Source organism: Enterobacter cloacae complex sp. P40C2, assembly GCF_014930695.1.
Taxonomy (GTDB): domain Bacteria; phylum Pseudomonadota; class Gammaproteobacteria; order Enterobacterales; family Enterobacteriaceae; genus Enterobacter; species Enterobacter pasteurii.
On record NZ_JADBRP010000008.1, the window covers coordinates 99,592 to 126,082 of the forward strand.

24 protein-coding genes, 1 other RNA gene and 1 pseudogene are annotated in these 26,491 nt (G+C 51.6%); 12 read left to right on the forward strand and 14 right to left on the reverse strand.

The window, feature by feature from the left end:
* Together IM304_RS15270 and IM304_RS15275 are read left to right on the forward strand one after the other, a co-directional pair.
* The gene (locus IM304_RS15270) at window positions 1–1,317 is read left to right on the forward strand and encodes an ATP-binding protein (protein WP_193356648.1); all 1,317 of its coding nucleotides are present in this window, start codon (window positions 1–3) and stop codon (window positions 1,315–1,317) included.
* Window positions 1,314–3,512 carry a DEAD/DEAH box helicase gene (locus tag IM304_RS15275; RefSeq protein ID WP_193356647.1) on the forward strand — a complete coding sequence of 733 codons (2,199 nt, stop codon included), beginning with the start codon at window positions 1,314–1,316 and terminating at the stop codon, window positions 3,510–3,512. Before IM304_RS15270 ends, IM304_RS15275 begins: the two co-directional genes overlap by 4 nt.
* Before the next feature lie 177 nt (window positions 3,513–3,689).
* Here IM304_RS15275 and IM304_RS15280 read toward each other — a convergent pair whose 3' ends face one another.
* From IM304_RS15280 to smpB, 6 genes and pseudogenes are all read right to left on the reverse strand, one after another.
* The gene (locus IM304_RS15280) at window positions 3,690–4,739 is read right to left on the reverse strand and encodes an FRG domain-containing protein (RefSeq protein ID WP_193356646.1); all 1,050 of its coding nucleotides are present in this window, start codon (window positions 4,737–4,739) and stop codon (window positions 3,690–3,692) included.
* 77 nt (window positions 4,740–4,816) lie between these two features.
* Window positions 4,817–5,500 (reverse strand): hypothetical protein, encoded by a 684-nt coding sequence (locus IM304_RS15285; protein WP_193356645.1) that lies wholly within the window; start codon window positions 5,498–5,500, stop codon window positions 4,817–4,819.
* Between the two features lie 70 nt (window positions 5,501–5,570).
* Window positions 5,571–9,179, reverse strand: coding sequence for an ATP-binding protein (locus tag IM304_RS15290; RefSeq protein ID WP_193356644.1), 3,609 nt, complete (start codon window positions 9,177–9,179; stop codon window positions 5,571–5,573).
* 138 nt (window positions 9,180–9,317) lie between these two features.
* Window positions 9,318–10,523, reverse strand: a pseudogene (locus IM304_RS15295) (integrase domain-containing protein).
* Window positions 10,524–10,726: 203 nt separating this feature from the next.
* Window positions 10,727–11,090: a transfer-messenger RNA gene (ssrA, locus tag IM304_RS15300) on the reverse strand.
* 89 nt (window positions 11,091–11,179) lie between these two features.
* Entirely contained in the window at window positions 11,180–11,662 is a 483-nt protein-coding gene (gene smpB / locus IM304_RS15305) for an SsrA-binding protein SmpB (RefSeq protein WP_063956759.1), read from the reverse strand.
* Window positions 11,663–11,818: 156 nt separating this feature from the next.
* On the opposite strand from smpB, the gene IM304_RS15310 reads away from it, so the two are divergent.
* Both IM304_RS15310 and IM304_RS15315 read left to right on the forward strand, forming a co-directional pair.
* Window positions 11,819–12,256: a type II toxin-antitoxin system RatA family toxin gene (locus IM304_RS15310; protein WP_209007155.1), complete on the forward strand. Its 438-nt coding sequence runs from the start codon at window positions 11,819–11,821 to the stop codon at window positions 12,254–12,256.
* On the forward strand, window positions 12,246–12,533 hold the full coding sequence (locus tag IM304_RS15315) for an RnfH family protein (protein WP_148421484.1): 288 nt from the start codon (window positions 12,246–12,248) through the stop codon (window positions 12,531–12,533). The genes IM304_RS15310 and IM304_RS15315 overlap by 11 nt, the downstream gene beginning before the upstream one ends.
* 71 nt (window positions 12,534–12,604) lie before the next feature.
* Here the strand turns inward: IM304_RS15315 and bamE are convergent, their stop codons facing one another.
* The 3 genes from bamE to nadK all read right to left on the reverse strand — a co-directional run bounded on the left by bamE (window position 12,605) and on the right by nadK (window position 15,707).
* Window positions 12,605–12,943, reverse strand: a complete 339-nt coding sequence (bamE, locus tag IM304_RS15320) for an outer membrane protein assembly factor BamE (RefSeq protein WP_006178060.1) — start codon at window positions 12,941–12,943, stop codon at window positions 12,605–12,607.
* A gap of 138 nt (window positions 12,944–13,081) precedes the next feature.
* Complete coding sequence (recN, locus tag IM304_RS15325; RefSeq protein WP_193356643.1) at window positions 13,082–14,743, reverse strand: DNA repair protein RecN; 1,662 nt, start codon at window positions 14,741–14,743, stop codon at window positions 13,082–13,084.
* Between the two features lie 85 nt (window positions 14,744–14,828).
* Complete coding sequence (gene nadK / locus IM304_RS15330) at window positions 14,829–15,707, reverse strand: NAD(+) kinase (RefSeq protein WP_063841620.1); 879 nt, start codon at window positions 15,705–15,707, stop codon at window positions 14,829–14,831.
* A 122-nt stretch (window positions 15,708–15,829) separates the two neighbouring features.
* On the opposite strand from nadK, the gene grpE reads away from it, so the two are divergent.
* Complete coding sequence (gene grpE / locus IM304_RS15335) at window positions 15,830–16,423, forward strand: nucleotide exchange factor GrpE (protein WP_063865224.1); 594 nt, start codon at window positions 15,830–15,832, stop codon at window positions 16,421–16,423.
* 51 nt (window positions 16,424–16,474) lie between these two features.
* Here grpE and IM304_RS15340 read toward each other — a convergent pair whose 3' ends face one another.
* A complete protein-coding gene (locus IM304_RS15340; protein WP_148421492.1) occupies window positions 16,475–17,761 on the reverse strand; it encodes an HlyC/CorC family transporter in 1,287 nt (428 codons plus the stop codon).
* A gap of 19 nt (window positions 17,762–17,780) precedes the next feature.
* Window positions 17,781–18,572, reverse strand: a complete 792-nt coding sequence (locus IM304_RS15345; RefSeq protein WP_193356642.1) for an inner membrane protein YpjD — start codon at window positions 18,570–18,572, stop codon at window positions 17,781–17,783.
* Window positions 18,573–18,738: 166 nt separating this feature from the next.
* Here IM304_RS15345 and ffh point away from each other — a divergent pair, with 166 nt between their 5' ends.
* The 7 genes from ffh to IM304_RS15380 all read left to right on the forward strand — a co-directional run bounded on the left by ffh (window position 18,739) and on the right by IM304_RS15380 (window position 24,176).
* Window positions 18,739–20,100 carry a signal recognition particle protein gene (ffh, locus tag IM304_RS15350; RefSeq protein WP_003863132.1) on the forward strand — a complete coding sequence of 454 codons (1,362 nt, stop codon included), beginning with the start codon at window positions 18,739–18,741 and terminating at the stop codon, window positions 20,098–20,100.
* A 137-nt stretch (window positions 20,101–20,237) separates the two neighbouring features.
* Window positions 20,238–20,486: a 30S ribosomal protein S16 gene (gene rpsP / locus IM304_RS15355; protein WP_003863133.1), complete on the forward strand. Its 249-nt coding sequence runs from the start codon at window positions 20,238–20,240 to the stop codon at window positions 20,484–20,486.
* Between the two features lie 15 nt (window positions 20,487–20,501).
* The gene (rimM, locus tag IM304_RS15360; protein ID WP_148421494.1) at window positions 20,502–21,041 is read left to right on the forward strand and encodes a ribosome maturation factor RimM; all 540 of its coding nucleotides are present in this window, start codon (window positions 20,502–20,504) and stop codon (window positions 21,039–21,041) included.
* Window positions 21,042–21,071: 30 nt separating this feature from the next.
* Window positions 21,072–21,839, forward strand: a complete 768-nt coding sequence (gene trmD, locus IM304_RS15365) for a tRNA (guanosine(37)-N1)-methyltransferase TrmD (RefSeq protein ID WP_014832949.1) — start codon at window positions 21,072–21,074, stop codon at window positions 21,837–21,839.
* A gap of 43 nt (window positions 21,840–21,882) precedes the next feature.
* Window positions 21,883–22,230, forward strand: a complete 348-nt coding sequence (gene rplS / locus IM304_RS15370) for a 50S ribosomal protein L19 (RefSeq protein ID WP_002914145.1) — start codon at window positions 21,883–21,885, stop codon at window positions 22,228–22,230.
* Window positions 22,231–22,362: 132 nt separating this feature from the next.
* Window positions 22,363–22,767 carry a DUF2946 domain-containing protein gene (locus IM304_RS15375; protein ID WP_193356641.1) on the forward strand — a complete coding sequence of 135 codons (405 nt, stop codon included), beginning with the start codon at window positions 22,363–22,365 and terminating at the stop codon, window positions 22,765–22,767.
* A gap of 38 nt (window positions 22,768–22,805) precedes the next feature.
* Window positions 22,806–24,176 (forward strand): PepSY domain-containing protein, encoded by a 1,371-nt coding sequence (locus IM304_RS15380; protein ID WP_193356640.1) that lies wholly within the window; start codon window positions 22,806–22,808, stop codon window positions 24,174–24,176.
* A gap of 2 nt (window positions 24,177–24,178) precedes the next feature.
* Here IM304_RS15380 and IM304_RS15385 read toward each other — a convergent pair whose 3' ends face one another.
* From IM304_RS15385 to IM304_RS15395, 3 genes are read right to left on the reverse strand one after another with little or no spacing between them, the layout of a single operon-like run.
* Window positions 24,179–24,661, reverse strand: coding sequence for an OmpA family protein (locus IM304_RS15385; RefSeq protein WP_193356639.1), 483 nt, complete (start codon window positions 24,659–24,661; stop codon window positions 24,179–24,181).
* Between the two features lie 12 nt (window positions 24,662–24,673).
* The gene (gene dgcN, locus IM304_RS15390; RefSeq protein ID WP_148421501.1) at window positions 24,674–25,894 is read right to left on the reverse strand and encodes a diguanylate cyclase DgcN; all 1,221 of its coding nucleotides are present in this window, start codon (window positions 25,892–25,894) and stop codon (window positions 24,674–24,676) included.
* A complete protein-coding gene (locus IM304_RS15395) occupies window positions 25,887–26,423 on the reverse strand; it encodes a YfiR family protein (RefSeq protein WP_148421503.1) in 537 nt (178 codons plus the stop codon). The genes dgcN and IM304_RS15395 overlap by 8 nt, the downstream gene beginning before the upstream one ends.
* Between the last annotated feature and the right edge of the window lie 68 nt (window positions 26,424–26,491).

Below are 26,491 nucleotides of genomic sequence, written 5' to 3' on the forward strand. Positions count from 1 at the left end.
ATGTCTGTAACACGTATAAGAGTTAAAGAACGCGACGCTATTATTCAGTCACTTAAGTCAGGTGTAACACCAAGGATAGGCATTCAGCATATCCAGGTTGGCCGCGTGAATGAGATCACCGCTCTCCACCAGGATATTGAGAGGATTGCTGACGGTGGTGCAAGCTTCAGACTTATCATCGGTGAATATGGTTCTGGTAAAACGTTCTTTCTGAGTGTTGTGCGCTCTATTGCGCTAGAGAAGAAGCTGGTGTCAGTCAGTGCAGACCTTTCTCCTGACAGACGCATTCACTCATCGGGAGGTCAGGCTCGTAATCTCTATTCTGAGCTTATGAAAAACATGTCCACCAGAAACAAGCCGGATGGTAATGCGTTACTTAGCGTTGTTGAAAGGTTCGTTACGGAGGCAAGAAAGGAAGCGAACACGGACGGCTCCGAGGTTTCATCAGTTATTCATAAACGCCTGGCAGCTCTGTCTGATATGGTGGGTGGATATGACTTTGCAAAGGTCATTGATGCATTCTGGCGCGGGCATGAGCAGGATAACGAAACGCTAAAATCCAATGCTATTCGCTGGTTGCGGGGAGAGTACACCACTAAAACTGATGCCCGTAACGATCTCGACGTTCGGACTATTATCTCAGACGCTTCATTCTATGATTCTCTGAAGCTGATGAGCCTTTTTGTCCGCCAGGCAGGCTATGCCGGTCTTTTGGTCAGCCTCGACGAAATGGTGAACCTCTTTAAGCTGAATAATACGCAAGCAAGAACAGCGAACTACGAACAGATTTTGCGGATCCTCAATGACTGCCTGCAAGGCTCAGCCGAGAACATCGGTTTTATCCTTGGGGGTACGCCAGAGTTTCTTTTCGATCCGCGTAAAGGTCTTTACAGCTATGAGGCGCTCCAGTCGCGTCTGGCGGAAAATCGGTTCGCGCAAAAAGCAGGAGTGATTGACTACTCATCCCCCACTATGCATCTTGCCAGCCTCACCCCTGAGGAACTGTATATTTTGCTGAGAAATCTTCGTCATGTTTATGCAGGTGGAGATCCAGAGAATTATCTGGTACCAGATGAGGCACTGACTGGATTCCTGCATCACTGCAGTAAAACCATTGGAGACGCTTACTTCCGTACCCCCCGTAATACCATAAAAGGTTTCCTGGACATGCTGGCCGTGCTGGAACAAAACAGAACGATGAACTGGCAAACACTAATCGAGGGTGTGGCGATTGAAGTGGACAGACCTAGCGATATGGATGACGCCATTATGGAGGAAAACGATGACGACGACGGACTGGCGAACTTCAAACTATGAGCAGTGCCTACGATAGCCTCGATCCCCGCGTCCGTAAGTGGGTTTACAAGCAGGGGTGGTCTACATTAAGGCCCTTGCAGGAGAGCTCTATCCCGGCAATTTTAGCCCGTGATCGAGACGTGCTAATCAGTGCAGGTACAGCAGCGGGTAAAACAGAGGCTTTCTTTCTTCCTGCCTGTTCGGCAGTTGCAGATCTCACGAATGGATTTGGCATCGTCTATATCAGTCCGTTGAAGGCATTGATTAACGATCAGTACCGTCGTCTTGGGAGCCTTGGAGATGCATTGGAAATGCCAGTGACTCCCTGGCACGGGGATGTACCACAAAGCAAAAAGAAGAAGGCTCGGACGAACCCTGCTGGCATTTTACTGATTACACCTGAGTCACTTGAGTCTTTGCTCATAAATTCAATGGGCTGGCTCAAACAGGCGTTTTCTTCAGTCGCATACATCGTTATTGATGAGTTTCACGCTTTTATTGGCTCAGAGCGTGGTGTACAGCTGCTTTCTCTGCTTAATAGAATTGACCATGTGCTAGGACGCCAGGTAAATCCAATCCCCCGCGTTGCGTTGAGTGCCACGCTGGGGGAACTGGAGAAAGTGCCAGAACTGTTGCGCCCGGACAAACGACTCCCCTGCGTAACTGTTACAGATAGTAATAGCAAGGCCACTCTTCAGGTACAGGTCAAAGGGTACCTGGAGCGAGTGATCCAAAAAGGGGAAGAACTTCGGAGTTCAGCTGAACATGATGTTTGCGCTGACATTTTTAGACTTTGCCGTGGCGATTCTCATTTGGTCTTTGCAAACAGCCGAAAGCGCACTGAAAGCATTGCGGCAACGCTGAGCGACATGTGTGAGGAACAAATTGTTCCGAATGAATTTTTCCCCCACCATGGTTCCCTTGCCAAGGAATTACGTGAGGCGCTTGAATCTCGTCTTCAGAAAGGAAATTTGCCCACAACAGCTGTTTGTACAATGACGCTCGAGTTGGGCATTGATATCGGTAAGGTTAAGTCGGTTATACAAGTTACGCCTCCGCATTCTGTTTCCAGTCTACGTCAGCGTATGGGACGTTCTGGGCGACGCGATTCCCCATCAGTTCTAAGAATGCTAATTACAGAAAATGAGCTTACTGTAACAAGCAGTATCGTTGACCACCTACGGCTGCAGTTGGTGCAGTCGATGGCAATGCTCAGGTTGATGATCTCTAAACAATGGTTTGAACCGGCTGATGCTCGACAGATGCATTACTCCACGCTCCTACACCAAATTCTTGCTATTACCGCACAATGGGGAGGAGTTCGTGCCGATCAGCTCTGGTCACAACTATGCCACACAGGGCCGTTCAGAAATGTTGATTTAAACGATTTCAAAATTCTGCTTAAACATATGGGAACGTGTGGCCTGCTCACTCAACTTGCTAGCGGCGAAATGGTTGTTGGGGCAGAAGGGGAGAAACTGACCAACCATTACACTTTTTATGCCGTGTTCAATACACCAGAAGAGTTCCGCATTGTCACCGGAAACAGAACCCTTGGAACAGTGCCTGTGGACTCCCCACTGCTACCAGACCAACACATCATCTTCGGTGGGCGGCGCTGGAAAGTGACAGAGATCGAGACAGAGAAAAAAGTTATCTATGTAGAGGCAACCAAAGGCGGTCAGCCACCACAATTTAGTGGGGGAGGAATGTCTGTTCATGATGCCGTTCGTCAGGAAATGCTCGCTATCTATAGGGAAGGTGATTACCGCATACCAATAGGTAACAAGAAAGTAGATTACGCCGATACTGCCGCCAGAAACCTATTTTCGGAAGGTTGTAGTAACTTTCAGCGTTATAACCTGCAAAGTGAGTATTTTATTTCGAGTGGGCAACACTGTTACGTAATTCCCTGGATGGGAGATAAAGTTGTGAATACGATTACAGCTTTGCTCATACGCTGTGGTTTTAAAGCTAATTCATTCGTAGGTGTTATAGAGATTGATGATGCAAGTGTCACAATGGTTCAACAGGCGCTTAAAAAAATGCTGTTGTCAGGCTTACCATCTGCATTTGATCTTGCCGAAGATGTTCCAGAAAAGTTCTTGGATAAATACGACGAGTATTTACCAGAGTCCCTCCTTGCGAAAGGATTTGGGGAAAAAGCGTATGACATTGAAGGCACGAGTATTTGGTTGAAGCAGCACCTTCAGTAAACTGGTTACATAATAAGGGGGAGATGCTCCCCCTAAGATTGAGGCCGATTGATGTTATCCATGTCCACTCTTGGGATCTGGCAGAAATCGAGGTCATAAGGTCTGCTTTGAGCGAGAAGCGGACACATGAGATTATAAAATCTCAATCGCCATCTGGCACATTAAACGCTCATAAGTTTAATTTCGGCTACCTTGATACTCGACAACATTAGCAAGTAAATGCGGATGCGCATCCTTCAATTCAAGCAGTTTTCCATAGAATTGATCTTCCTTTATATTTGGGAACATATAACTAGGTTCTCTTTTACCCTCATAGTCAAAATCTTTATCGAGATGTATTATAAAATCTAAATCAGTGATTGCAATATTACGTTCATAATCACTAAATAATGGTAAGGCACAATTTTGCCTTAGAATCCTCTCAGGTCTGTATGTTTTAAATAAATCAAATTTTTCAATTAGAAATTCAGTTTTTTTTACTGGAGGGTCTCTAAAACGAAATCCATAAATAACACCCTCATGTTCACCTTTTTTAATCTTGCTATGATATGCATTACCATGCGAATTAAAAAGAAGTTTATAGGTGGCAAAAAATATAGCTGTTTCAATATCAAATGATATGTCTAAACCAGCTGTTTGAGCGGCATAATGCTGTTCTACCCGCATAATATCCTGTGAATAAGAACTATCAAAGAACACGTTCGGATTGTTGGGCTCGAGCTCTTGAAGGAAACGGAGGGAACTCCTTTGTTCATCTTGAATAAGATTGAAAGAGTACAGTTCCTCACTTTGTCTATATAAACTAGGAAATATAGATAGTTCTCTTCCGTTTTGATCAGCCCTTACTGGGTTCGGGATTTTTCGCTTATAAGTATATTGAGATACTTGACCACGAAATGAAAGTGTGCCTTCATTAATATAGTGCTGCCTTCTTGGTTCAGATAAAATTTCCTCTATATCCTTATAGTTTTTCGCTGTGACTTCAGTGAAGTTAGGTAATTTTTCGAAAACATTATCTCCTTGGATGTATTTAACAAAATCATCAATGTCAAATAAACTGGAATGCTGTTTGTTGCCATACATCTTATCACTAACACTCAACCATTTATAACCTGAGAATGGGTCATGAAATTTTCTGAGTATATAGCCTGAATCTATTACATCATTTATCAATTTTTCCGGGATTTTTTTATCTCGTAGTATTTCAATAAGTCCATCGCTTAGCATTTACTTCCCCCTTTTTATTGAAAATAGAATTCCACGCCTTAGTAAATAGATTTTATGGTCATTATTTACTCATAATATTAGTTTTTGTAAAAAACATTTCTTCTATACATTTTTATTGGTCTTGAACCAAAACGACCTCTGCCATGACCAAATATCATCGAAAAAACAACGAGTAATGACATGATTGTGCTTGTAACAACAAACCAGTTTACAGATTTAGTCTCTCCAAGAGAACGAATTAGGTTTTGGTCAAATAAATATTTTACGCCAAGAAGAAGCCAAATAAAAACAAAAACAAAACTTACAATTTCATTTATTTTAGAAACAGAGTATGTTATTTGGGAATGAACGGTTTTATACAATGGGCCTGTAAAGGCATCTTCAAGTAAATCAACATGAACCTCCCAATGCCTCTGCCACGACTTACTGCCTATATTAGTAAAATGCCAGGCTAACGAAAGCACAAAGCCAATACATATCAAAAAATACACTTCAACATGATTAAACCTATCATACTTGACGTAATTTTCTGATGAAATTAAAGCAAAGTAACCTACAAATATACTTGCAATGAATGCCCAAAAGTATGTTGCTCTTTTCCAATACATTTCAATTTCAAAATTTCTTGTTGCCCATGCCTTCTCGAAGGCTTTTTCTGCCTTATCGGGACATATATTCACTAACATGTCCATGTACTCTTTCTCGGTAAGTTCAGTCAGTCCAGATGTCTTACTGGAATAAATGTATTTAATAAAACTCATTTAAACACCTCATGCAGGTTGTAGATTATCCGCGATGCGCCCTCAGCAATGAGGGCCACCGCGGAGATTGTCAGGCTGAATGTGCCAATTGCCGCTGCAAGACCTGCAGACTAGTTCCCGCTCCTGCCCATGCAGCAGCCGAGCCGACTACATACAGGTTTTGCTTGGCGCGTGAGACGGCTACATTGATTATGTTTGGCGGGCTTGCCGCCCACTGACGCGCCCTTTGCTGACTCGCTTTCGGCGCACCCAGCAACAGGATTACCGTGTCCGCCTCTCGGCCCTGGAACGTGTGGATTGTGCCTACACGATCACGGCACCATTCATCCAACTTTACGCCGAACGTTCGCAGCAGGTCGGTTTCTCTGTCGAGACGCCGACGCATGTTCTGCTCTACGATCTTGAATGGTGTGATGATAAATACGTCCGGATTTGTAATGCCCGATGCTGCCAGCTCTTTGAGCATTCGCACAACCGCTTCGCCCTCGTCGGGACACCACTTCGTCTCAGTATCGCCATTGATATCCACCCAGTGAGATCTCCCCAAAGCCGAGCCGATAGATCCGGGTTTTTTAGGCCCGACAGCATGGACCATCTGCCCGGCATAGGCGATGGAGTTAGAAACATCAAACATTGGGTTCTGGCAACGCCTGTGAACGAGCAATGGCAGCCCGACTTCTCGATCACCTACGTCCATGACGAAGGTGGATTTGAAGCGCGATGCCTGATCAGCAAGGGTCTGCGTAGATGCTGCGGGGGCAGACCATTCGACTTGGTCAATGTCAAAGAACTTGCAGATTTCGGCGTTCAGCTTTTCAGGAAGTGAAACTACAGGTGGGATTTGCAACGGGTCACCTACCACGATGGAGCGCTTTGCCCGCATGATAGCTCCAACGGCTGCCTGAGGAACGGCTTGGCCCGCTTCATCTACCAGAAGCCAGCCAATGCTCTCTGGTGGCAGATCCCCGAACATCGTCCGAACAGAGGCGAATGTCGTGGACACGGTCGGCACAACCATGAAAAGGCTCGACCAAAGGTCGGGGAGAAGTTCACGGTGAGCGGAAGACTGGAAGGCACCAGCCACCATGCCCGACATCAATAGCCCAAGATTGTGTTGCAAGCGGCTGGCCGAAGCATCGATGAACGTTTTATGCACAGTCAGGGCAGCGGCGAAAAGATCCTCCCGCAGGCGATGAACCTCATCGGGAAGCCATGGCGCAGTCAGGTGGATAGCCTCGTGCTCGCGCTCGAAGAATCTCTCATCAACGACCCTGTCTCCCATGCGGTTTCGTGCCTCTGCCTCGGTTGCCTTCAACTTCGAGACAGCCTGACGTTTGCTGGAAATTTCCTGGTCGAGGTGCTGTAACTGGGACTCAGTATTTCTCCACTCTGTCCTTGCAAGCTCCAGGGCGCCGTCTGTCTCCTGCGCCCGTAAGACTGATTGCTGCAGGGTTGCCGAGAGCTTCTGCAGTGTCGATCTCCATGACTTCCAGGCCGCAGTCGTGAACAAACGGGAGAAGAAACCTGGACGGCAAGCAAGATGGCTGTCGAGCATGATCTTGTCCTGCTCGATCTGCGATTTTGCCTTCTCATGCTCCCGTTGGCAGGATTCAGCAGTCTGGAGTGCCTCTTCGACGGCTTCATTCAGACTCGGACGACGCTGTTCCACCCTTTGAAGTTCGGTGGTCGCTCCCTTGAGCGCCTTGATATCCCGTCGCATTTCTTCGATGCTGGCGATTTCGGCGTCTACCATCTCCTTGAGTTTAAGGAAAACGGTTCGTGCTTTCTGCCAGGCCGCTAAAGCGTCCGCTTCGTTGGTGCTGGGCCGCTCATTGACGACCACGCTGGGCATCACGCGATCGATGATTTCGCCAGTTTGTTCGTCCTTGATCTCACGCAAGACGTTTAAGCCGCGAGCTGCTTTCAGGTAGGTAAGGAAACCACCGTCTTCATTCCACCAGAAACTTTGCTGGAAAGCGCCTCGGTTGCTGCTCTTGCCGAGAGCCGCAGCGATCAATCCCCAGGTTTCGACAGGATCGGAGGGGATGCCCCCCTCGGCCTCGGCTTCGAAATAACCCGCGCGTTTGGGATTCGCAATCAGGTCGCTGATGGACCGGAAGTAGGCGATCTGTTCATGGCGACCATTGGCTTCCTTGAGAGGAAGCTCTTTACTGACGTTTTCGACCGCTTTGTTATTGGAGGAGGCTACGACGATCTCATGGCCCCTCAAGGATGCATGTAACTTGTAGAAGTGCAGGAATGCATTGGAACCGAATGCCAGCTTCTCGCCTGTTGTGGAAAAGGCATCCTGCGGTTTATTGAAGCCGCACATCGCCGTGGCCCGATCAAGAATGCACCCAGCGACAATATCTCGCAGAAGAGTGGTCTTTCCAGTACCCGGTGGCCCATTGACACCTATGATACCTGGAGCATCATTCAGCTCAGCACGCGCCGCATTCACGGCAGCCTGTTGAAGCAGTACCAATGGATGGCCGCCTTTCGAAGGCCAACGAGCCTGCGGTATGAGCGACGGTGCGACGAAAGGCTCAACTGCGGAAATGGGCGATAGCACGTCGATTTTTTGGTCAGGCCTGCCAATTCCCATATAGCGGCGCAAACCGGTTCCGGCTTTGCCCGTCTCGAGCAATTTGGTCGCTTCTCCGAGATCTTCGAGATAGAAGGAATTCAGTAACGAAGGTTCAGGCGGCGCCTTAGCCTTGAAATGATGAAACACCTTAATCGCAAATGTGGGTGGCTCAACCAAATGCTCGGGTACATCGAACTGAGACACAAGCCATTTATAAGTGTTGAGAACGACATCCAAATCGATCGGTATGGGTTCTCCATCCTCGTTGTGGCGGCGAACCATTCGATCCAGATGCTCGATAATGCGCGGCTCAACATTCGGCCAATTCCCTAAGCTTCCAAGCTTCAGCTCGAGAGCCGGTTTGAGTGCCCAGGCAAAACTGGAAACGGCGACGCCTTTATCCTCGAGCACATAACCTTCCTTGTCGATCAGGATAGAGCCGATGGCTGCTTTCTTACCGTCCGGGCGTGAACGCTCCTCATCCTCGCCAAAAATCTTGACCAGCTCGTCCGTCGCCTTATCGAGAGCGATGGCGCCAAGGATGACCTCGAAATAAAGCTTATAACTGGGCTTGCTGCGGGCATTTGGACCCCATGGAACACCTCGCTCCAATAGAGCAACACGGGAGCGATCGCCGGTTGCCATATCCTCTGGGCGTTTATAACCTTGAGGCGACAGTGCTTCGAGGGCTGTCCATGCTGCCAGTATTGCTCGCGCATCATTTGCCTTATTTGGCGGAGAAAAAGACGGGTGCGGACCTGGATCGATTTGGTCTTTATCGAATTGCTCTCGCATGGCAGAGTCTGGGATGGCCTTCGGTTGCAGTTTCTCTTCCGCTGCAGGCGAATTGTGGGACGACACCAAATCGGGATGGCCTGTTGATGGGCTGGAAGCCGACATGGCGACCACGCTGTTGCCGCTAAGTGCAAATAGAGATTGCTCGATTTTAGCCGTCAGCGTCCGAGCCCTGGCAGTGTTGCGAAAGGTCAGCTCGCTCAACAACTGTTCAAGTTCACTAACATTGTTGTTGGACTGCTCGAAGATTGCTTCCAGATCGAAGATTGATTTTTGCGCATACTGCCGTGTCTTCATTTATTTCTGCGGCTCCATATCCCTTCAATTGAGAGATATTATGCTAATTAGCTTGATTTCTAAAACTATTAACTTCCGCTTGAAATATAAAATCTCATTCGGCCCACTCCTAAAGTTGGAGCCGTCATTAATTATCCGTCACCCCGCTAACCGCATTCCTTTCATGCCACTCTCAATGGTACTTCCGCGATCCGCTGCAATGACAAAATCAGCCCACCATTGCATCATAGGTCGTCGCTGTTCAAGATAATCACTGCGATTATAAGCGCGACGTGCCTCATTTTTGTCTACATGTTCAATGACATCAGGAGGAAATCCTTCCTCATTGAGTGTTGTACTAGCTATAGAACGTAAACCGTGTGATACGAGAACGACTCCTAAGCTAGCACGCCTAAGGTCTGCATTCACTGTACGGCTGTTCATAGGCTGGGCAGGCTTAATTCGGCTGGGAAAGATAAATTCTCGGCCACCACTGAGTGACTTCATCATTTCCATAATAGAAAAAGCCTCATCGGAGAGTGGAATCGTATGGTCCCGGTTCATCTTCATTCGGGCAGCAGGGATGTTCCATTCGCTAGCATCAAAATCGATCTCATTCCATCGAGCTTCAGCGGCTTCGGCAGGGCGGGTGATGGTGAGAAGCTTCCACATGGACAGACACCGCGTGGACACACTGATGCTTGCCGTACGCATTGTTTGCATTAGCTGCGGAAGTTGATCCGGCCGGATGCTTGGCATGTTTTTCTTCTGCGGTTTCTCGAAAGCTTTTCCGATGTTTACACTAGGAGCAGCATCAATCAGGCCTTAGTTAATACGCTGACAAAGGCGGCGAACTGTCTCTAATGCATCTCTGGCCTGAACCGGCTGAACGGCTTTAACTAATGTATGAGCCTTAATCTCAGTGACGCTTATATCACCGATTGCTGGGAAAACATCTCTCTTAAGCGAGCGCCAGATATCGTCGGCATAGTCCTCTGTTACGCTGGCTTTCTTCATATTCCACCAACGCTCGGCAACTAACAGGAAAGTGTTGGTTTTAGGCACTTGAGAATTTCTCACCTGTTCTTACTGATGTTCCTAAAGATCAATGTCTTTCGCCAATAAAAATTTAGATTCGGCTCTGAGTTTATGTGCATCAGAAAGTGAGACGGCAGGGTAGGCATCGAAGCTCTTTCTGGTTCGCTGCTTGGTCCGAGGCCGATAGTAACGGAATTGCCAGAGCTTACTACCGCTGGACTTGATTAACAGAGTAAGCCCGTCGCCGTCATACTGCTGGTAATCGGCCTCTTTAGGTTTGGCGGCTTTGATTTCCGCATCGGTTAACGGCTTGGTTTTTCTTGCCATGGGGAATCTCCATGCGTTTAGCCCCAACGAAAACAATAGAGCTTTTCGTTGGGCCTATCAATGGGCCTAAAAGGTTCGGATTTAATTAGTTCAGTTAGGACTTCGCGGGACAAATTGAGGGCACAAAAAAGCCCGCAGGGCTTGCGCCGTGCGGGCTCTTAGGACTTCATCGGATGACTCTGGTAATCACCGATGGAGAATTTTGGTGGAGCTGGCGGGAGTTGAACCCGCGTCCGAAATTTCTACATCCTCGGTACTACATGCTTAGTTTGTCTTTACATTCGCACGCCAGCTGCGGACAAACACGCCACTAACGTACTAGCCTGATTAGTTTTAACGCTTCAACCCCAGGCAGGGCTTCCACGCGATCTCTTTTGGGTTTGACCTCTCTTTGATCCCCGTCTTAAGAGCGGAAGCTAGGGAGAGAGGGCTCAGAGCAGGTTATTAAGCTGCTAAAGCGTAGTTTTCGTCGTTTGCGACTATTTTTTTGCGGCTTTTAACGAGGCAAACCGCCCCTCGGCATGCACCTTGGGTTTCGCAAATCCCGTCGAATCCAGAATCAGCCCCAATAGTGTTGAACTCAGTATACCAGATTTCACATCCTCGATACCAGCCCGAAACGCTAACTTATTGAATAGTACAATAAGTGCGCAGAATCAACGTCCTGCATTCTTCATGATGCGCGCTTTATCCAGTTGCCACTCGCGCTCTTTCAGGTCTGTACGTTTATCGTGCTGTTTTTTACCTTTCGCGACGCCGATTTTCACTTTGCACCAGGCGTTTTTCCAGTACATAGAAAGCGCCACCACCGTGAAGCCTTCACGGTTTATACGCCCGTAAAGGGATTCCAGTTCGCGCTTGTTCAGCAGCAGCTTACGGGTGCGCGTAGGGTCGCACACGTAATGCGACGAGGCGACGGTCAGCGGCGTAAAGTTTGCGCCAAACAGGAAGGCCTCGCCGTCTTTCAGGATTACGTAACTGTCGCCGATGTTTGCCTTCCCGGCACGCAGCGATTTTACTTCCCAGCCCTGCAGCGCAAGGCCAGCCTCGAATTCTTCTTCGATGAAATACTCGTGGCGAGCACGCTTGTTGAGCGCAATGGTCGCCGAACCAGGTTTATGTGCTTTTTTCTTCGTCATAAGTGTCGTAAAGCCGTCGGTAATCTGATTTTAAAAAGTCACCTCATTGCGTCCCGTGAGGTCTAACGCGCTATCTTAGCACGAGATAAGGCTTAGCGTTTTTTTAACAGGTGATAAATGTTATTATTTGTCCGTTGTGTGACCATGGAAAATGCTATGCCTCAGATTAGCCGTACTGCGCTTGTTCCCTACAGCGCGGAACAAATGTATCAGTTAGTGAACGACGTCCAGTCCTATCCGCAATTTATACCGGGATGCACCGGTAGCCGGGTGCTGGAGTCCGGTCCGACGCAGATGACCGCGGCCGTGGATGTCTCCAAAGCGGGGATCAGCAAAACGTTCACCACGCGCAATACCCTGACGAGCAATCAGAGTATCTTGATGCATCTGGTGGATGGTCCGTTTAAAAAACTGATGGGAGGGTGGAAGTTTACGCCGCTCAGCGCGGACGCCTGCCGCATTGAGTTCCATCTGGATTTTGAATTTACCAATAAGCTGATCGAACTGGCGTTTGGCCGCATTTTTAAAGAGCTGGCCTCGAATATGGTTCAGGCGTTCACCACGCGCGCCAAAGAGGTTTACAGTGTCGCATAAGATTGCTGTTGAGGTGGTGTACGCGCTGCCGCAGAAGCAGTACTTGCAGCGCGTGACCTTGGAAGAAGGGGCCACCGTTGAGGAGGCCATCCGCGCGTCTGGTATCCTTGAGCTTCGCAGCGACATTGACCTGGCGAAGAACAAAGTCGGCATCTACAGCCGTCCGGTTAAGCTTGGTGATGTGCTGAAAGAGGGCGACAGGGTTGAGATTTATCGTCCACTGATTGCCGACCCGAAAGAGTTGCGTCGCCAGCGAGCGGAGAAATCGGGTAAGTAGCCTGTTCCAGGGGGCTCAAGGAAAACAAAAAAGGTGCTCAATGAGCACCTTTTTGTATTTCTGAGTCCTGATTATTTCGTCAGGGCAGGCTTGTTATCGATGTTGGTCAACACGCCAGCGCTGCTGAAGGTCAGCGTCAGGGTTTGCTGAGTCACATTCTCATGGCCAGGCTGCTGGCGGAATACATAGAACCAGGTATTTGTACCGAACGGATCGGACATCATCGGGGTTCCCAGTGCATAAGCGACCTGCTGTTGTGTCATTCCCACACGGATTTTGGACACATCGTTAGGGGTAAGGTAGTTCCCCTGGTTGATGTCAGGACGGTAAACCACTTTCTCCAGAGTGGAACAGCCTGCGGTCAACATCAGAAGAACCGCTGCGGCAGCGGTCAGCGTTTTACAGCGCATAGTGATTTGATTCCTTTTCGGGCCCGAGCAGTACGCGGCTCATATGTAATATGCCGATGATAATAGACCTTGTCCCACTTTGAAACCGGTCTTGCGGCGTTTTTATTGTTCTGTATGACCCTGAGATCCCGAAAAAGTTTATGCCGCCAGCAGTTCTTTCGCATTCGCAAGCGTATTACGGGTGACTTCACTGCCACCCAGCAGGCGTGCGAGCTCCTGCAGCCGCGAGCGTTTATCCAGCGGCTTCATGTGCGTTTCCGTCATTTCGCCATCGGTTTCTTTGCTGACGATAAAGTGATGATGGCCACATCCCGCTACCTGCGGCAGGTGGGTAACGCACATAACCTGGGTTGATTCACCCAGCTGACGCAGCAGCTTACCAACAACGGCAGCGGTCGGGCCGCTGATACCAACATCCACCTCATCGAAAATCAGCGCCGGGGTTTCCATTTTACGGGCGGTAATCACCTGAATAGCCAGCGCGATACGCGACAGCTCGCCGCCGGACGCCACTTTCGAAATGGCCTGCAACGGCTGGCCTGGGTTGGTGGTGACCCGGAACTCAATGCGATCCGCGCCTTCTGCCGTCAGGTGATGTTCCTCAAAACGAACATCGATAGTGAACACGCCATGCGGCATCGCCAGCGTGTGCATGCTCTCGGTAATGTGCTGGCTGAGCTCCAGCGCGTAGTGTTGACGCACGTCGTGCAGCCGTTTCGCCGTTTCAAGCGCCTGCTGATGATGCAGATTTACCGCCAGAGACAGGGTTTCGAGGGAGTCGGCCTGATCGTCCAGCTGCTGCTGCTCTTCCAGCAGCGACTGATAGTAATTCGGCAACTCTTCCGGCGTAACGTGGTGTTTGCGCGCCAGTGAAATCTGACGGGAGATGCGTTGCTCAAGCTCGAACAGACGATTCGGGTCCAGATCCAGGCGATCGCAGTAATGGCGCAGTTCATCTCCGGCTTCGGAAATCTGAATCGCCGCTTCTTCCAGCATATCCAGCACGCCAGACAGCTTATTGTCCATGCCGGTCAGCTCGGTAACAAGCTGACGCACGTTGTACAGCTGGCTTTGCAAATTCACGTCCTCGCCATCCGCCAGCATGTTCAGGGCAGTCTGGCTGGTGGAGAGCAGCTGACCGCTGTTGGCCAGACGCTTGTACTCTTCGTCGATTTGCTCAAATTCACCCGCCTGTGGGTTAAATTCGTTCAGCTCTTTCAGCTGATATTCTAGCAGCTCGGCGCGCGCGGTGCGCTCCTGGCTTTGCTGCTGATGCAGGGCGAGTTCGCGACAGCTCTGATGCCACTGGCGATAGTGATCCGCCATCAGCTGAGTAAGCGCGTACTCACCTGCGTAGCCGTCAAGCAAGGCTTTCTGCTGTTCGGGTTTGATTAGCTGCTGGTGCGCATGCTGGCCGTGGATCTGGATAAGAAGCTGACCCAGCTCGCGAAGCTGGGAAAGAGGCACCGCCGTGCCGTTGATGAAGCCGCGGGAACGGCCGTCGCTGCTGATGACGCGGCGAAGTAAACACTCACGTCCATCTTCAAGCTGGTTCGCTTCCAGCCAGCGGAGGGCCGCAGGGGTATCTTTTAACGAGAAGCGGGCGCAGAGGTCTGCACGGGCTGCGCCTGCGCGCACCATATCACCCTCTGCACGGCCGCCGAGGCACAAGCCGAGGGCATCAATGGCAATGGATTTACCTGCACCGGTTTCCCCGGTAATTGCCGTCATGCCGCTATGGAAGTCGATCTCAAGCTCACGAACAATGGCAAAGTTGCTGATGGTCAGTTGTGCCAGCATAATTGTTTTCCTGTATGAAAAACCATAACTGTGTTTCCATACAGTATAAACTGGTTTTATATACAGTAAAGTACTGGATGCAAAATCAGAACAATTTTTTTGACCAGCCGAGCTTCGAGCTTAATGTATTGAAATAGCTGTAATCTTTGGGGTGAATCAGATTCAGGTGGTAATCGCAGCGGCGAATTAATACATCCTCACCCTCCTGAATGGGGAGCGCAATCTGGCTGTCGCAGCTGATCTCCAGGTCGCTGCGGCGATGGGAAAAACGCAGACGGATGGTGCTGTCGCCGTTGATCACCAGCGGACGCGCCGAGAGGGTGTGCGGGAACATGGGGACCAGGGTTATCGCATCCAGCGATGGCGTCAGAATGGGGCCGCCAGCTGAGAGCGAGTAGGCGGTTGAGCCTGTAGGCGTGGAGATAATCAGCCCGTCTGAGCGCTGCGAGAAGGCGAAGATTTCGTCGATATAGACTTCGAACTCAATCATGTGCGCCACTTTACCAGGGTGAAGCACCACTTCGTTAATGGCGGTGCTGATGCGCTTCTGGCAGTCCTGCTGGCACACCTGGGCTTCGAGTAAAAACCGTTTTTCACTGATATAGTGACCTTCCAGCACGTCCGCCAGCTGCTGCTGCGCATTGTCCGGGTCGAGGTCGGTCAGGAAACCGAGATTGCCGCGGTTAATACCGATAACCTTAATATCATAGCGAGCCAGCGTGCGTGCCGCGCCCAGCATATTGCCGTCGCCGCCGACCACCACGGCGAGGTCCGCCTGCTGGCCGATTTCCGCCAGCGTGCCGGTTTTAACGCTTTTAAGCTGCAACTCCTGGGCGATTTGCTGCTCGACCATCACTTCATAGCCTTTGCCACACAGCCAGCGATACAACATTTCATGTGTCGTCAATGCGGTAGGGTGACGCGGATGGCCGACGATCCCAATACACCTGAAATGATTATTCATGTTCTGGAGGTCCTTGTGCCTGATGAATGATGACAATCTGCCTTGTTCCCTTGAATCCAGGAAACTGATCCCCATAATAAGCGAAGTTAGCGAGATGAATGCAGAAAAACGCGGAGAAATTCATGAGTAGTAAAGAACAGAAAACGCCTGAGGGGCAAGCCCCTGAAGAAATTATCACGGAACAGCACGATGAAGTTGAGGCAGTAGAGCCAGACGCGTCTGCTGAGCAGGTGGACCCGCGCGATGAAAAAATTGCCAATCTGGAAGCTCAGTTGGTAGAAGCGCAGAATCGCGAACGCGATGGCGTACTGCGTATCAAAGCGGAAATGGAAAACCTGCGCCGTCGTACCGAGCTGGACGTTGAAAAGGCGCACAAATTTGCGCTGGAGAAATTCGTCAACGAGCTGCTACCGGTAATCGACAGCCTGGATCGCGCGCTGGAAGTGGCGGATAAAGCTAACCCTGATAACGCGGCGATGATTGAAGGCATTGAGCTGACGCTGAAATCCATGCTGGATGTGGTGCGTAAGTTCGGTGTTGAAGTGATTGCCGATACTGATGTACCGCTGGATCCAAACGTTCACCAGGCCATCGCGATGGTGGAATCAGAAGACGTTACCGCGGGTAACGTGCTGGGCGTGATGCAGAAAGGCTACACCCTGAACGGCCGTACTATTCGCGCTGCGATGGTGACCGTGGCGAAAGCGAAAGCGTAATGCGCTGCCTGTAGTGCCGGGTGGCGGCTTCGCCTTACCCGGCCCTACATTTTATTCGGCAATACTTTCCCGAAGCGGCGTAACGGGCAGGACTTTCACCTGCTTAATCATGTTGTCCTGAACGTCCAGAATATCAATATCATACTGTTCAATACGCACGCGCGTACCTGCCGCCGGGATCTCTTCCAGCGCTTCCAGAATCATGCCGTTCATCGTCCGCGCTTCATCTTCCGGCAAGTGCCAGTTAAACGCTTTATTGATTTCACGAATGTTGGCGCTGCCGTCGATAAGCACCGAGCCGTCGTTTTGCGGCGTGACTTCTTCCGCAAGGGACGGTGACATCGAGGTCGTGAAGTCCCCGACGATCTCTTCCAGAATATCTTCAACGGTCACAAGCCCCTGAATATCGCCGTATTCATCTACCACCAGACCGACCTTCTTCTTGTTGCGCTGGAACTTCACCAGCTGCGTGCTGAGCGGGGTGCCTTCCGGTACGTAGTAGATTTCGTCGGCGGCGCGCAGCATCACCTCTTTGGTGAACTCATTTTTCTCGGTCATCAGACGATAGGCCTCGCGCACGCGCAGCATGCTGATAGCATCGTCGAGGGAATCACGATAAAGCACGATGCGCCCGTGCGGGGAGTGCGTCAGCTGGCGGACGATAGCCTTCCAGTCGTCGTTAATATCGATTCCGACAATTTCATTGCGCGGCACCATGATGTCGTCAACGCTGACCTTTTCCAGATCCAGCACCGACAGGAGCATGTCCTGATTGCGGCGGGAGATTTGCGAGCGGGATTCGTTCACGATGGTGCGAAGTTCATCCTTGCTGAGCGCGCTGCTGATAGTGACGTCCGCCTTTATGCCGACCATGCGCATCAGCACGCGGGTCACCATATTCAGCAGCCAGACCAGCGGCATCATCAGAATGAGCAGCGGTGCCAGCAGGAAGCTGCTCGGATAGGCGACTTTCTCCGGGTAGAGCGCCGCGATGGTTTTAGGCAGCACTTCGGCAAACACCAGCACCACAAACGTGAGCACCCCGGTGGCAATGGCCACGCCGGCGTTGCCGTACAGACGCATCCCGACGATGGTGCCCAGCGCAGAGGCGAGAATGTTGACCAGGTTGTTACCGATAAGCACCAGGCTAATCAGGCGGTCCGGCTTACGCAGCAGCTTTTCGACACGCCGCGCGGCACGGTTACCCTGTTTCGCACGATGACGTAACCGGTAGCGGTTCAGCGTCATCATGCCGGTTTCCGAGCCAGAGAAATAGGCGGAGATGACCACCATGGCGATCAGAATGACGATCAGCGTGGTGGTAGAGATGTGTTCCAGGGGGAACTCCTTTTATGACTTAGCCAGCAAATTGCTGTATGAAGCGGCTGCCAAAATAGGCAAGCGTGAGAATACCCGCACCCGCAACGTTGAACCAGACCACGCGACGACCGCGCCAGCCTTCATGATAATGGCCCCATAACAGGACAATATAGACAAACCACGCGATGATGGAGAGGACCGCTTTATCGATATTCTCCACGCTGAACAGGTTTTTCATATAAAACAAGCCCGTGCACAGCGTCAGCGTCAGCAGAACCACGCCGACCTGGGTGATGTGGAACATCTTACGCTCAATCACCATCAGCGGCGGCATTTCGTGGTTGAAGGCCAGTTTTTTATTTTTCAGCTGGTAGTCAATCCACGCGAGCTGCATGGCGTAGAGCGCGGCAATGATCAGCGTCGCGTAGGCAAACAGCGACAAACCAATATGCACCAGTACGCCCGGCGTGGCCTCCAGATGGGTAATAAACTCGTTGGGCATGAACGTGGCTAACGCCAGGTTGATCAGCGCGAAGGCGTAGACAATCGGCAGCAGCAGCCAGCCACGGTTTTTGGACGCGACGATGGTCATTACCGTACAGATCATCAGGCTGACCAGCGAACCGACGTTCAGCACGCTCAGATTTTGCACGCTGCCGTCGCCGGGAATGATGCGTGATTCCAGCGCAAAGGCGTGGCTTATCAGTGCGATCACCGCCGAAAGAATAGCCATGCGCCGCCAGCCGCTGTTTTTTTGCAGCAGGCCAGGAATGATCAGCGCGAGGCTGACAGAGTAGGCAACAAGGGCGATCAGTGCGAAAACAGGCATATAGGCGTCGACAGTTGTCTTAATAAGAAAGAGAAGCAGTATAACGTTACGTGACGCCTGCTCCAACCGTTGCATAACAACAAAGGCGCCTTCATGTTATACTCCGGCAAAATTCTGTGTATGTGTCGCCCAGGCGACCTAACGTTTCTACCCCAGGCGAGAGACAATGTTTGATAATTTAACCGATCGTTTGTCGCGCACGCTGCGCAACATCAGCGGCCGTGGACGCCTCACCGAAGAGAACATCAAGGAAACGCTGCGCGAAGTGCGCATGGCGCTGCTGGAAGCAGACGTTGCGTTGCCGGTCGTACGTGATTTTATCAACCGCGTGAAAGAGAAAGCGGTTGGTCATGAAGTCAACAAGAGCCTGACCCCGGGTCAGGAGTTCGTCAAAATCGTCCGCAACGAGCTGGTTTCGGCGATGGGCGAAGAGAACCAGGTGCTTAACCTGGCGGCTCAGCCTCCGGCCGTGGTGCTGATGGCGGGCCTGCAGGGTGCGGGTAAAACCACCAGCGTCGGTAAGCTGGGTAAATTCCTGCGCGAGAAGCACAAGAAAAAGGTGCTGGTCGTTTCTGCGGACGTTTATCGCCCGGCGGCGATCAAACAGCTGGAAACGCTGGCCGAGCAGGTTGGCGTGGATTTCTTCCCGTCCGACGTGGCCCAGAAGCCTGTCGACATCGTCAATGCCGCGCTGAAAGAAGCGAAGCTTAAGTTCTACGACGTGCTGCTGGTGGATACCGCCGGTCGTCTGCACGTTGACGAAGCGATGATGGACGAGATCAAGCAGGTGCATGCCTCTATCAACCCGGTAGAGACCCTGTTTGTCGTTGACGCCATGACCGGCCAGGATGCGGCGAATACCGCAAAAGCGTTTAACGAAGCGCTGCCGTTGACCGGCGTGGTGCTGACCAAGGTTGACGGTGACGCCCGCGGCGGTGCAGCGCTGTCTATTCGTCATATCACCGGTAAGCCGATCAAATTCCTCGGCGTGGGCGAGAAAACCGAAGCGCTGGAGCCGTTCCACCCGGATCGTATTGCCTCCCGTATCCTCGGCATGGGCGACGTGCTGTCGCTGATCGAAGATATCGAGAGCAAGGTCGACCGCGCGCAGGCAGAAAAACTCGCCAGCAAGCTGAAAAAAGGCGACGGTTTCGATCTGACCGACTTCCTTGAGCAGCTGCGTCAGATGAAAAACATGGGCGGTATGGCAAGCCTGATGGGGAAACTGCCGGGTATGGGGCAGATCCCGGACAACGTCAAATCGCAGATGGATGACAAAGTTCTGGTGCGGATGGAGGCGATCATCAACTCCATGACGCTCAAAGAACGTGCGAAGCCAGAAATCATCAAAGGTTCGCGTAAGCGCCGTATCGCCGCCGGCTGCGGTATGCAGGTGCAGGACGTCAACCGCCTTCTGAAACAGTTCGACGACATGCAGCGCATGATGAAGAAAATGAAGAAAGGCGGCATGGCGAAGATGATGCGCGGCATGAAAGGCATGATGCCGCCAGGATTCCCTGGGCGTTAATCGGCCTTTTACAGCAGACCGATCAACTGCTGATTGCATTTTCCCCAAAAATCAGTAAAATTTTCGGGCTTTTAATATGACACCCGGGCTCCGTTCCTCGATGGGGCCCGGTTGTTTTATTCACACAAGAGGATGTTATGGTAACTATTCGTTTAGCACGTCACGGCGCTAAAAAGCGTCCGTTCTACCAGGTTGTTGTTACTGACAGCCGTAATGCACGCAACGGTCGCTTCATCGAGCGCGTTGGTTTCTTCAACCCACTGGCCGCTGGCGCAGAAGAAGAAACTCGTCTGGATCTGGATCGTATCGCTCACTGGGTTGGCCAGGGCGCTACTGTTTCCGATCGCGTTGCTACGCTGATCAAAGCAGCAAACAAAGCAGCTTAATCTGTCACGGTGGTCATGATGAGCAATAAAGCACCTGTTGAACCGATCGTATTGGGAAAAATGGGTTCTTGCTACGGTATCCGTGGTTGGCTCAGAGTGTTTTCCTCCACTGAAGACGCTGATAGCATTTTTAATTACCAGCCCTGGTTTATCCAGAAAGCCGGTAAGTGGGAAGAGGTCGAGCTGGAAAGCTGGCGTCACCACAATCAGGACATCATCATCAAGCTGAAAGGCGTTGACGATCGTGATGCCGCGAATGCGCTGACTAATTGTGAAATTGTCGTGGATTCGTCGCAGTTGCCGCAGCTGGAAGAGGGTGACTACTACTGGAAAGACCTTATGGGTTGCCAGGTAGTGACCACCGAAGGCTACAGCCTGGGTAAAGTCATCGATATGATGGAAACCGGGTCAAATGACGTTCTCGTCATTAAGGCAAACCTGAAAGATGCATTTGGCATCAAGGAGCGGTTGGTTCCGTTCCTCGATGGACAGGTTATCAAGAAAGTCGATCTCGCTACTCAAACCATTGAAGTAGATTGGGATCCTGGTTTTTAATTCTCCGGATAAACGGTAAAAGACGGCGCTATGTGGATTGGCATAATTAGCCTGTTTCCTGAAATGTTCCGCGCGATTACCGATTACGGGGTAACTGGCCGGGCAGTAAAGAATGGCCTGCTGAGCATCCAGAGCTGGAGTCCTCGTGACTTCACGCATGACCGGCACCGTACCGTGGACGATCGTCCTTACGGCGGCGGACCGGGGATGTTGATGATGGTGCAACCCTTACGGGACGCCATTCACACAGCAAAAGCCGCGGCAGGTGAAGGCGCGAAGGTGATTTATCTGTCACCTCAGGGACGCAAGCTTGATCAAGCGGGCGTGAGCGAACTGGCGACGAATCAAAAGCTGATTCTGGTCTGTGGTCGCTACGAAGGGATAGATGAGCGCGTAATTCAAACCGAGATTGACGAAGAATGGTCTATCGGCGATTACGTTCTCAGCGGTGGTGAGTTACCGGCAATGACGCTGATTGACTCCGTAGCCCGGTTTATTCCGGGTGTACTGGGCCACGAAGCTTCGGCAACGGAAGATTCGTTTGCTGATGGATTGCTGGACTGTCCACACTATACTCGTCCTGAAGTGTTAGAAGGGATGGAAGTACCGGCAGTATTACTGTCTGGAAACCATGCCGAGATACGTCGCTGGCGTTTGAAGCAGTCGCTGGGCCGCACCTGGCTTAGAAGACCTGAACTTCTGGAAAACCTGGCTCTGACTGAAGAGCAAGCAAAGTTGCTGGCCGAGTTCAAAACGGAACACGCGCACCAGCAGCATGAACATGATGGGAATGCGTAATACGCTCCCGAATATCAGTTTACCCAGGATAAGAGATTAAATTATGAGCAACATTATTAAGCAACTTGAACAAGAGCAGATGAAGCAGGACGTACCTTCCTTCCGTCCAGGTGACACCGTGGAAGTGAAAGTATGGGTTGTTGAAGGTTCCAAAAAACGTCTGCAGGCATTCGAGGGCGTGGTTATCGCTATTCGTAACCGCGGTCTGCACTCTGCATTCACTGTTCGTAAAATTTCCAACGGCGAAGGCGTTGAGCGTGTCTTCCAGACTCACTCTCCGGTAGTTGACAGCATTGCTGTTAAACGTCGTGGTGCTGTACGTAAAGCTAAACTGTACTACCTGCGTGAGCGTACTGGTAAGTCTGCTCGTATTAAAGAGCGTCTGAACTAAGATTCGCTTAAGCGACATCCTGTTAGAAAGGGCTGGCCGAAAGGCTGGCCCTTTTTTTATCCCATCGCACCTCTCGCGTTAACCCTTACGTCATAAATCATTTACAATGATCGCCTCTTCGGTGGAGGGTAAGTGGATAACGTACTGCATCAGCATAGCTGGAAACGCGCAGCGGCAATGACCGCGCTGTTTGCGATCCTGCTGATCGTCGTGGCGCCGCTGATCTCCGTCTCGCTGCAAAAAGATCCCATGAGCGCGATGCCCGGCATGCACCATGACATGAGCATGATGTCGATGGACGAGCATCACGGTGATATGTCCCACAGCATGCCGGTCGACCACGCTGAAGCCTGCGGCTACTGCGTGCTGTTAGCCCACGTGCCGGGCGTGATGCTGGCGCTTATCGTCCTGCTCAGCGTGGTGTTGCAGCGGCTGCGGTTGAAGCCGCCTCGTCAGGCGATCAGCCACTGGCACTTTTTCCCCTGGCTTTACCCTGATACCCGCGCGCCGCCGCCGCGGTCTGCTTTCTCCCTTTAAAAACAAAATCGATAACTTTTTGCCTTAAAAGGAAAAGTATGACTACCTGCACGCCGCGCGCGGCATGGGGAAACCTGCTGCGTCGCCTCCATTTCTATATCGGACTGTTTGTCGGTCCGTTTATCTTCTTTGCTGCTCTGACCGGCACGCTGTATGTCGCTACGCCGCAGCTGGAAAATGCGCTGTACCATCACGCGCTCCACGCGGATGCCGTGGGTGAGGCGCAGCCTCTTGCTGCACAAATTGCCGTGGCCGAAAAGGCCGCAGGATCGGATCTGCGTCTGCATGCCGTTCGTCCGGGGCTGGAAAAGGGCGAAACCACTCGCGTGATGTTTGCCGACCCGGCGCTTGGCCCCTCGGAGCATCGGGCTATTTTTATCGATCCCGTCAGCCTTGAGGAACGCGGTGATTTGACGGTCTATGGCACCAGCGGGATTTTGCCGCTGCGCCAGACCATCGATTATCTGCATACCTCGCTGATTCTGGGCAACCCCGGGCGACTCTATAGCGAGCTAGCCGCCTCCTGGATGTGGGTGGCAGCCCTTGGCGGCATCGCGCTGTGGTTCTTCACCCGACCGAAGCGGCGCATTAACAATCGCTTCCAGAATCGTCGTCGCCTGCATGTGATCCTGGGCTGGACGCTGTTGGGGGGGATGCTGCTGTTCTCTGCCACCGGGTTAACCTGGTCACAGTGGGCCGGAGGCAACGTCGATAAGCTGCGCGCAGAAATGAACTGGCTGACGCCGCAGGTTAATACCCAGCTTTCAGGCGCGCCGGAAACGATGGATGAACACGCTGAGCATCATGGGCATCACGCTGGCATGACGATGCCTGAAATGCCCGTTGAACCGTCGCTGTTCGACGGCGTATTGCAGGCTGCCCGCCAGGCCGGGATTGACGCAAACAAGCTGGAAATCCGTCCGCCAGGAATGGCCGATCGGGCCTGGACGGTAACGGAAATCGATCGCGGCTGGCCGACGCAGGTTGATGCCGTTGCCGTAGATCCGCACTCTCTGAAGGTGCTGGACAGCACGCGCTTCGTGGATTTCCCGCTGATGGCCAAACTCACCCGCTGGGGCGTGGATTTCCATATGGGGATCCTGTTTGGCCTGGCCAATCAGCTGCTGCTGATAGCGTTCGGTATTGCGCTGTGCGTGCTGATTATCTGGGGTTATCGGATGTGGTGGATGCGTCGTCCCGCCAAATCCAGCGCGGATCCGGTGCAAACGCTGTATCAGAGCTGGCTGGCATTGCCGCTGTGGGGAAGAGGGGTGACGCTCGTTACGGGCGTCTTGCTGGGGCTGGCGCTGCCGGTAATGGGCGTCAGCCTGGCGCTGTTCATTGTGATTGACTGGCTGCGCTGGCGAGCGGCTTCAGGCGTGTCGCTCGCCGGGACATCCGTTAAATAACGTTATGGCGTGCTGATGACCACCGCCACACGGCGATTTTCAGCGCGCCCTTGCGCAGTGCTGTTGCTGCTTACAGGGTATTTTTTACCTAAACCCCGCGTGGTGAGGTTGCCGCGCGGGATATTCGCCCCCTTCGCCCAGGCATCCGCCACGACATTAGCGCGTTTCAACGAAAGCGCTTCATTGTAGCTGTCTTCGCCATAATTATCGGTATGGCCGTCCATCCGGGCGTGGTTCAGACCGGTTGCCGCCAGGCGCGAAGCCATGGTCCTGATTTGCGTTTCACTTTCGGGGTGCAGCCTGGCATCGTTTTTATCAAACAGGATCTTATCCGAGAGGCCCAGGGACCAGTCGCCGTTCAGTTCGTTAAAGCCGTAGGACTTCATTGCCGCGATTTGCTCTGGTGTGAATTTGCCGTCCGGCGCCTGGCACCCGGACATAGCCAGAGATGCCAGTAACAACGGTGCAAAGTATCGCTTTAACATATCGTCTTCCTTTCAGGATATTGTTTTCGAACGCTGGTTTTTGACCAGGTACATATTGCGGTCGGCTTGCTCCAGTAATGCCTCGACGGAGGCATTTTCCCACGCCAGAGCAAAGCCAATGCTGAGTGACATCGATGCCGTATGTCCGTTATGCAGATCGAACGGACGAATGAATTGCCGCGACAGCGCAGCACAAATGCTCTGGACCTCACGCTCTGAATGGACGCCGTACAGGATCATGGCAAACTCGTCGCCGCCAAGACGGTAAGACTGATGACGTTTTTCGCCAAACTCGACCATCCTTTTAGCGGCTTCGATGAGCACGCAGTCACCCGCGGCATGGCCCCAGGTATCGTTGATAAACTTGAAATTATCGCCGTCCAGAAAGAGCAGGGCAGAATTGGTTTTTGCAGAGGCGTCGTTCATTAATGCCGCAATATTGTTGCGAAACGCGGCGCGGTTTGCGAGCCCGGTGAGCGGGTCGTGCATGGCGGTACGCAACAGCTGAGCGTTTTTCGCCTGTAGCTTAAGCTGCCACTCCTCCATTTCATCCAGCAGGCTGTTGAAGTCTTCACCAAACTGGTGGAATTCTTCTATGCGGCCTTCCGTTACGCGGCGGGAGAAGTTGCGGTTGGTGCGTACGTCATGAACAACGTCTGTAATGTTTTGCATTTCAGTGACCATACCGTGATGCAGCGAACGGGTGATGGTCAATGCCACGGCAGAGGCAAACAGAATGCAGCCGGTGAGGACCGCAAATGACAGCCAGATAAAGTGGCCGATCAGGCTGTCTCGTGCGGTCAGGCGAATTTCGCCAATCTTAATGCCGTTGTGCATGATGGGCTGTGCGATCGGAACAGGGAACAACCAGCGGCTGACCAGCGTACCCAGCGTGTCGGTATTATTCGCCGGGTTCCATGCCCACCAGGCAAACCGTTTCTGATGCGCATTAAGCACTTCCGCCACGGAAAATTGCCCCTGTTTACCGAGGGCGGCCAGCGTTTCATTTGCCGCCACGGCATCATTGAAAACCAGAGAGGCTTCAAGGCTGTGGCTCATGGTGGCACCGGTTAATTCAAGGTTTTTTTGCGCGTATTGCTTTAATGTCACCACGGAAGCGAAACACAGCAGCAACCATATAAACGTCATTGTTATAATGACGCTTATCATGCTGATTCGCCGCAACGTTCTTTTAAACGTTGGACGCGGTATTGATGTGACATCCTTATTCATGCTTCTTATTCCGTGCGAGCATTAATACATCCGGATTGACTCTGACACCACTGCGCGTTAGGGCATCCAGATTGACGGAAAACCTGACCTGGTTGTGCTCTATAATCAGACAAAATGCGCTACCAATAACGCATTCAGGATTTTGCTCTGACATTAAGAGTAACGCCCTGCCCTGGTATTCGCTTATTAATTCCAGCTGCTTAGCTGGGGATTCAGTCCCGAAATAAAGGGCATCACACGTTGCGGAGAGGGCTTCCCGGTCACTGTGCACAATGACAGGGACATAGGGCAACGGGTTTTGCTCATCTTCACTGCTGAGCGCATGGGTATAGTGAGAAGAGGCATAGATGCAGAGTTTAGGCTGGCCGGACAGCGCGGGCCATCGGGTATAGCTCACAATACCTGAAACAATCGAACGTACCGATTTGTCCGTTTCCGTAAACGTGCCAGCGGCGACAGGGCCCACCATAAGGAGCAGCATTAGCGCCAGCGTCAGTCGGAGCAAAGCGATCAAGAATGCATTTCTCATCAGAGTCCGCCAAACTGCTCCGGAAATAGATGTCCTTAAGAGTTGCAGGCAGAATACCATTTTTTGTC

Excerpts from the sequence above, each read along its gene's own strand:
- IM304_RS15270 (WP_193356648.1), top strand. The coding sequence starts at position 1 with ATGTCTGTAACACGTATAAGAGTTAAAGAACGCGACGCTATTATTCAG.
- IM304_RS15275 (WP_193356647.1), top strand. The coding sequence starts at position 1,314 with ATGAGCAGTGCCTACGATAGCCTCGATCCCCGCGTCCGTAAGTGGGTT.
- IM304_RS15280 (WP_193356646.1), bottom strand. The coding sequence starts at position 4,739 with ATGCTAAGCGATGGACTTATTGAAATACTACGAGATAAAAAAATCCCG.
- IM304_RS15285 (WP_193356645.1), bottom strand. The coding sequence starts at position 5,500 with ATGAGTTTTATTAAATACATTTATTCCAGTAAGACATCTGGACTGACT.
- IM304_RS15290 (WP_193356644.1), bottom strand. The coding sequence starts at position 9,179 with ATGAAGACACGGCAGTATGCGCAAAAATCAATCTTCGATCTGGAAGCA.
- smpB (WP_063956759.1), bottom strand. The coding sequence starts at position 11,662 with ATGACGAAGAAAAAAGCACATAAACCTGGTTCGGCGACCATTGCGCTC.
- IM304_RS15310 (WP_209007155.1), top strand. The coding sequence starts at position 11,819 with ATGCCTCAGATTAGCCGTACTGCGCTTGTTCCCTACAGCGCGGAACAA.
- bamE (WP_006178060.1), bottom strand. The coding sequence starts at position 12,943 with ATGCGCTGTAAAACGCTGACCGCTGCCGCAGCGGTTCTTCTGATGTTG.
- recN (WP_193356643.1), bottom strand. The coding sequence starts at position 14,743 with ATGCTGGCACAACTGACCATCAGCAACTTTGCCATTGTTCGTGAGCTT.
- nadK (WP_063841620.1), bottom strand. The coding sequence starts at position 15,707 with ATGAATAATCATTTCAGGTGTATTGGGATCGTCGGCCATCCGCGTCAC.
- grpE (WP_063865224.1), top strand. The coding sequence starts at position 15,830 with ATGAGTAGTAAAGAACAGAAAACGCCTGAGGGGCAAGCCCCTGAAGAA.
- IM304_RS15345 (WP_193356642.1), bottom strand. The coding sequence starts at position 18,572 with ATGCCTGTTTTCGCACTGATCGCCCTTGTTGCCTACTCTGTCAGCCTC.
- ffh (WP_003863132.1), top strand. The coding sequence starts at position 18,739 with ATGTTTGATAATTTAACCGATCGTTTGTCGCGCACGCTGCGCAACATC.
- rpsP (WP_003863133.1), top strand. The coding sequence starts at position 20,238 with ATGGTAACTATTCGTTTAGCACGTCACGGCGCTAAAAAGCGTCCGTTC.
- rimM (WP_148421494.1), top strand. The coding sequence starts at position 20,502 with ATGATGAGCAATAAAGCACCTGTTGAACCGATCGTATTGGGAAAAATG.
- trmD (WP_014832949.1), top strand. The coding sequence starts at position 21,072 with ATGTGGATTGGCATAATTAGCCTGTTTCCTGAAATGTTCCGCGCGATT.
- rplS (WP_002914145.1), top strand. The coding sequence starts at position 21,883 with ATGAGCAACATTATTAAGCAACTTGAACAAGAGCAGATGAAGCAGGAC.
- IM304_RS15380 (WP_193356640.1), top strand. The coding sequence starts at position 22,806 with ATGACTACCTGCACGCCGCGCGCGGCATGGGGAAACCTGCTGCGTCGC.
- IM304_RS15385 (WP_193356639.1), bottom strand. The coding sequence starts at position 24,661 with ATGTTAAAGCGATACTTTGCACCGTTGTTACTGGCATCTCTGGCTATG.
- dgcN (WP_148421501.1), bottom strand. The coding sequence starts at position 25,894 with ATGAATAAGGATGTCACATCAATACCGCGTCCAACGTTTAAAAGAACG.
- IM304_RS15395 (WP_148421503.1), bottom strand. The coding sequence starts at position 26,423 with ATGAGAAATGCATTCTTGATCGCTTTGCTCCGACTGACGCTGGCGCTA.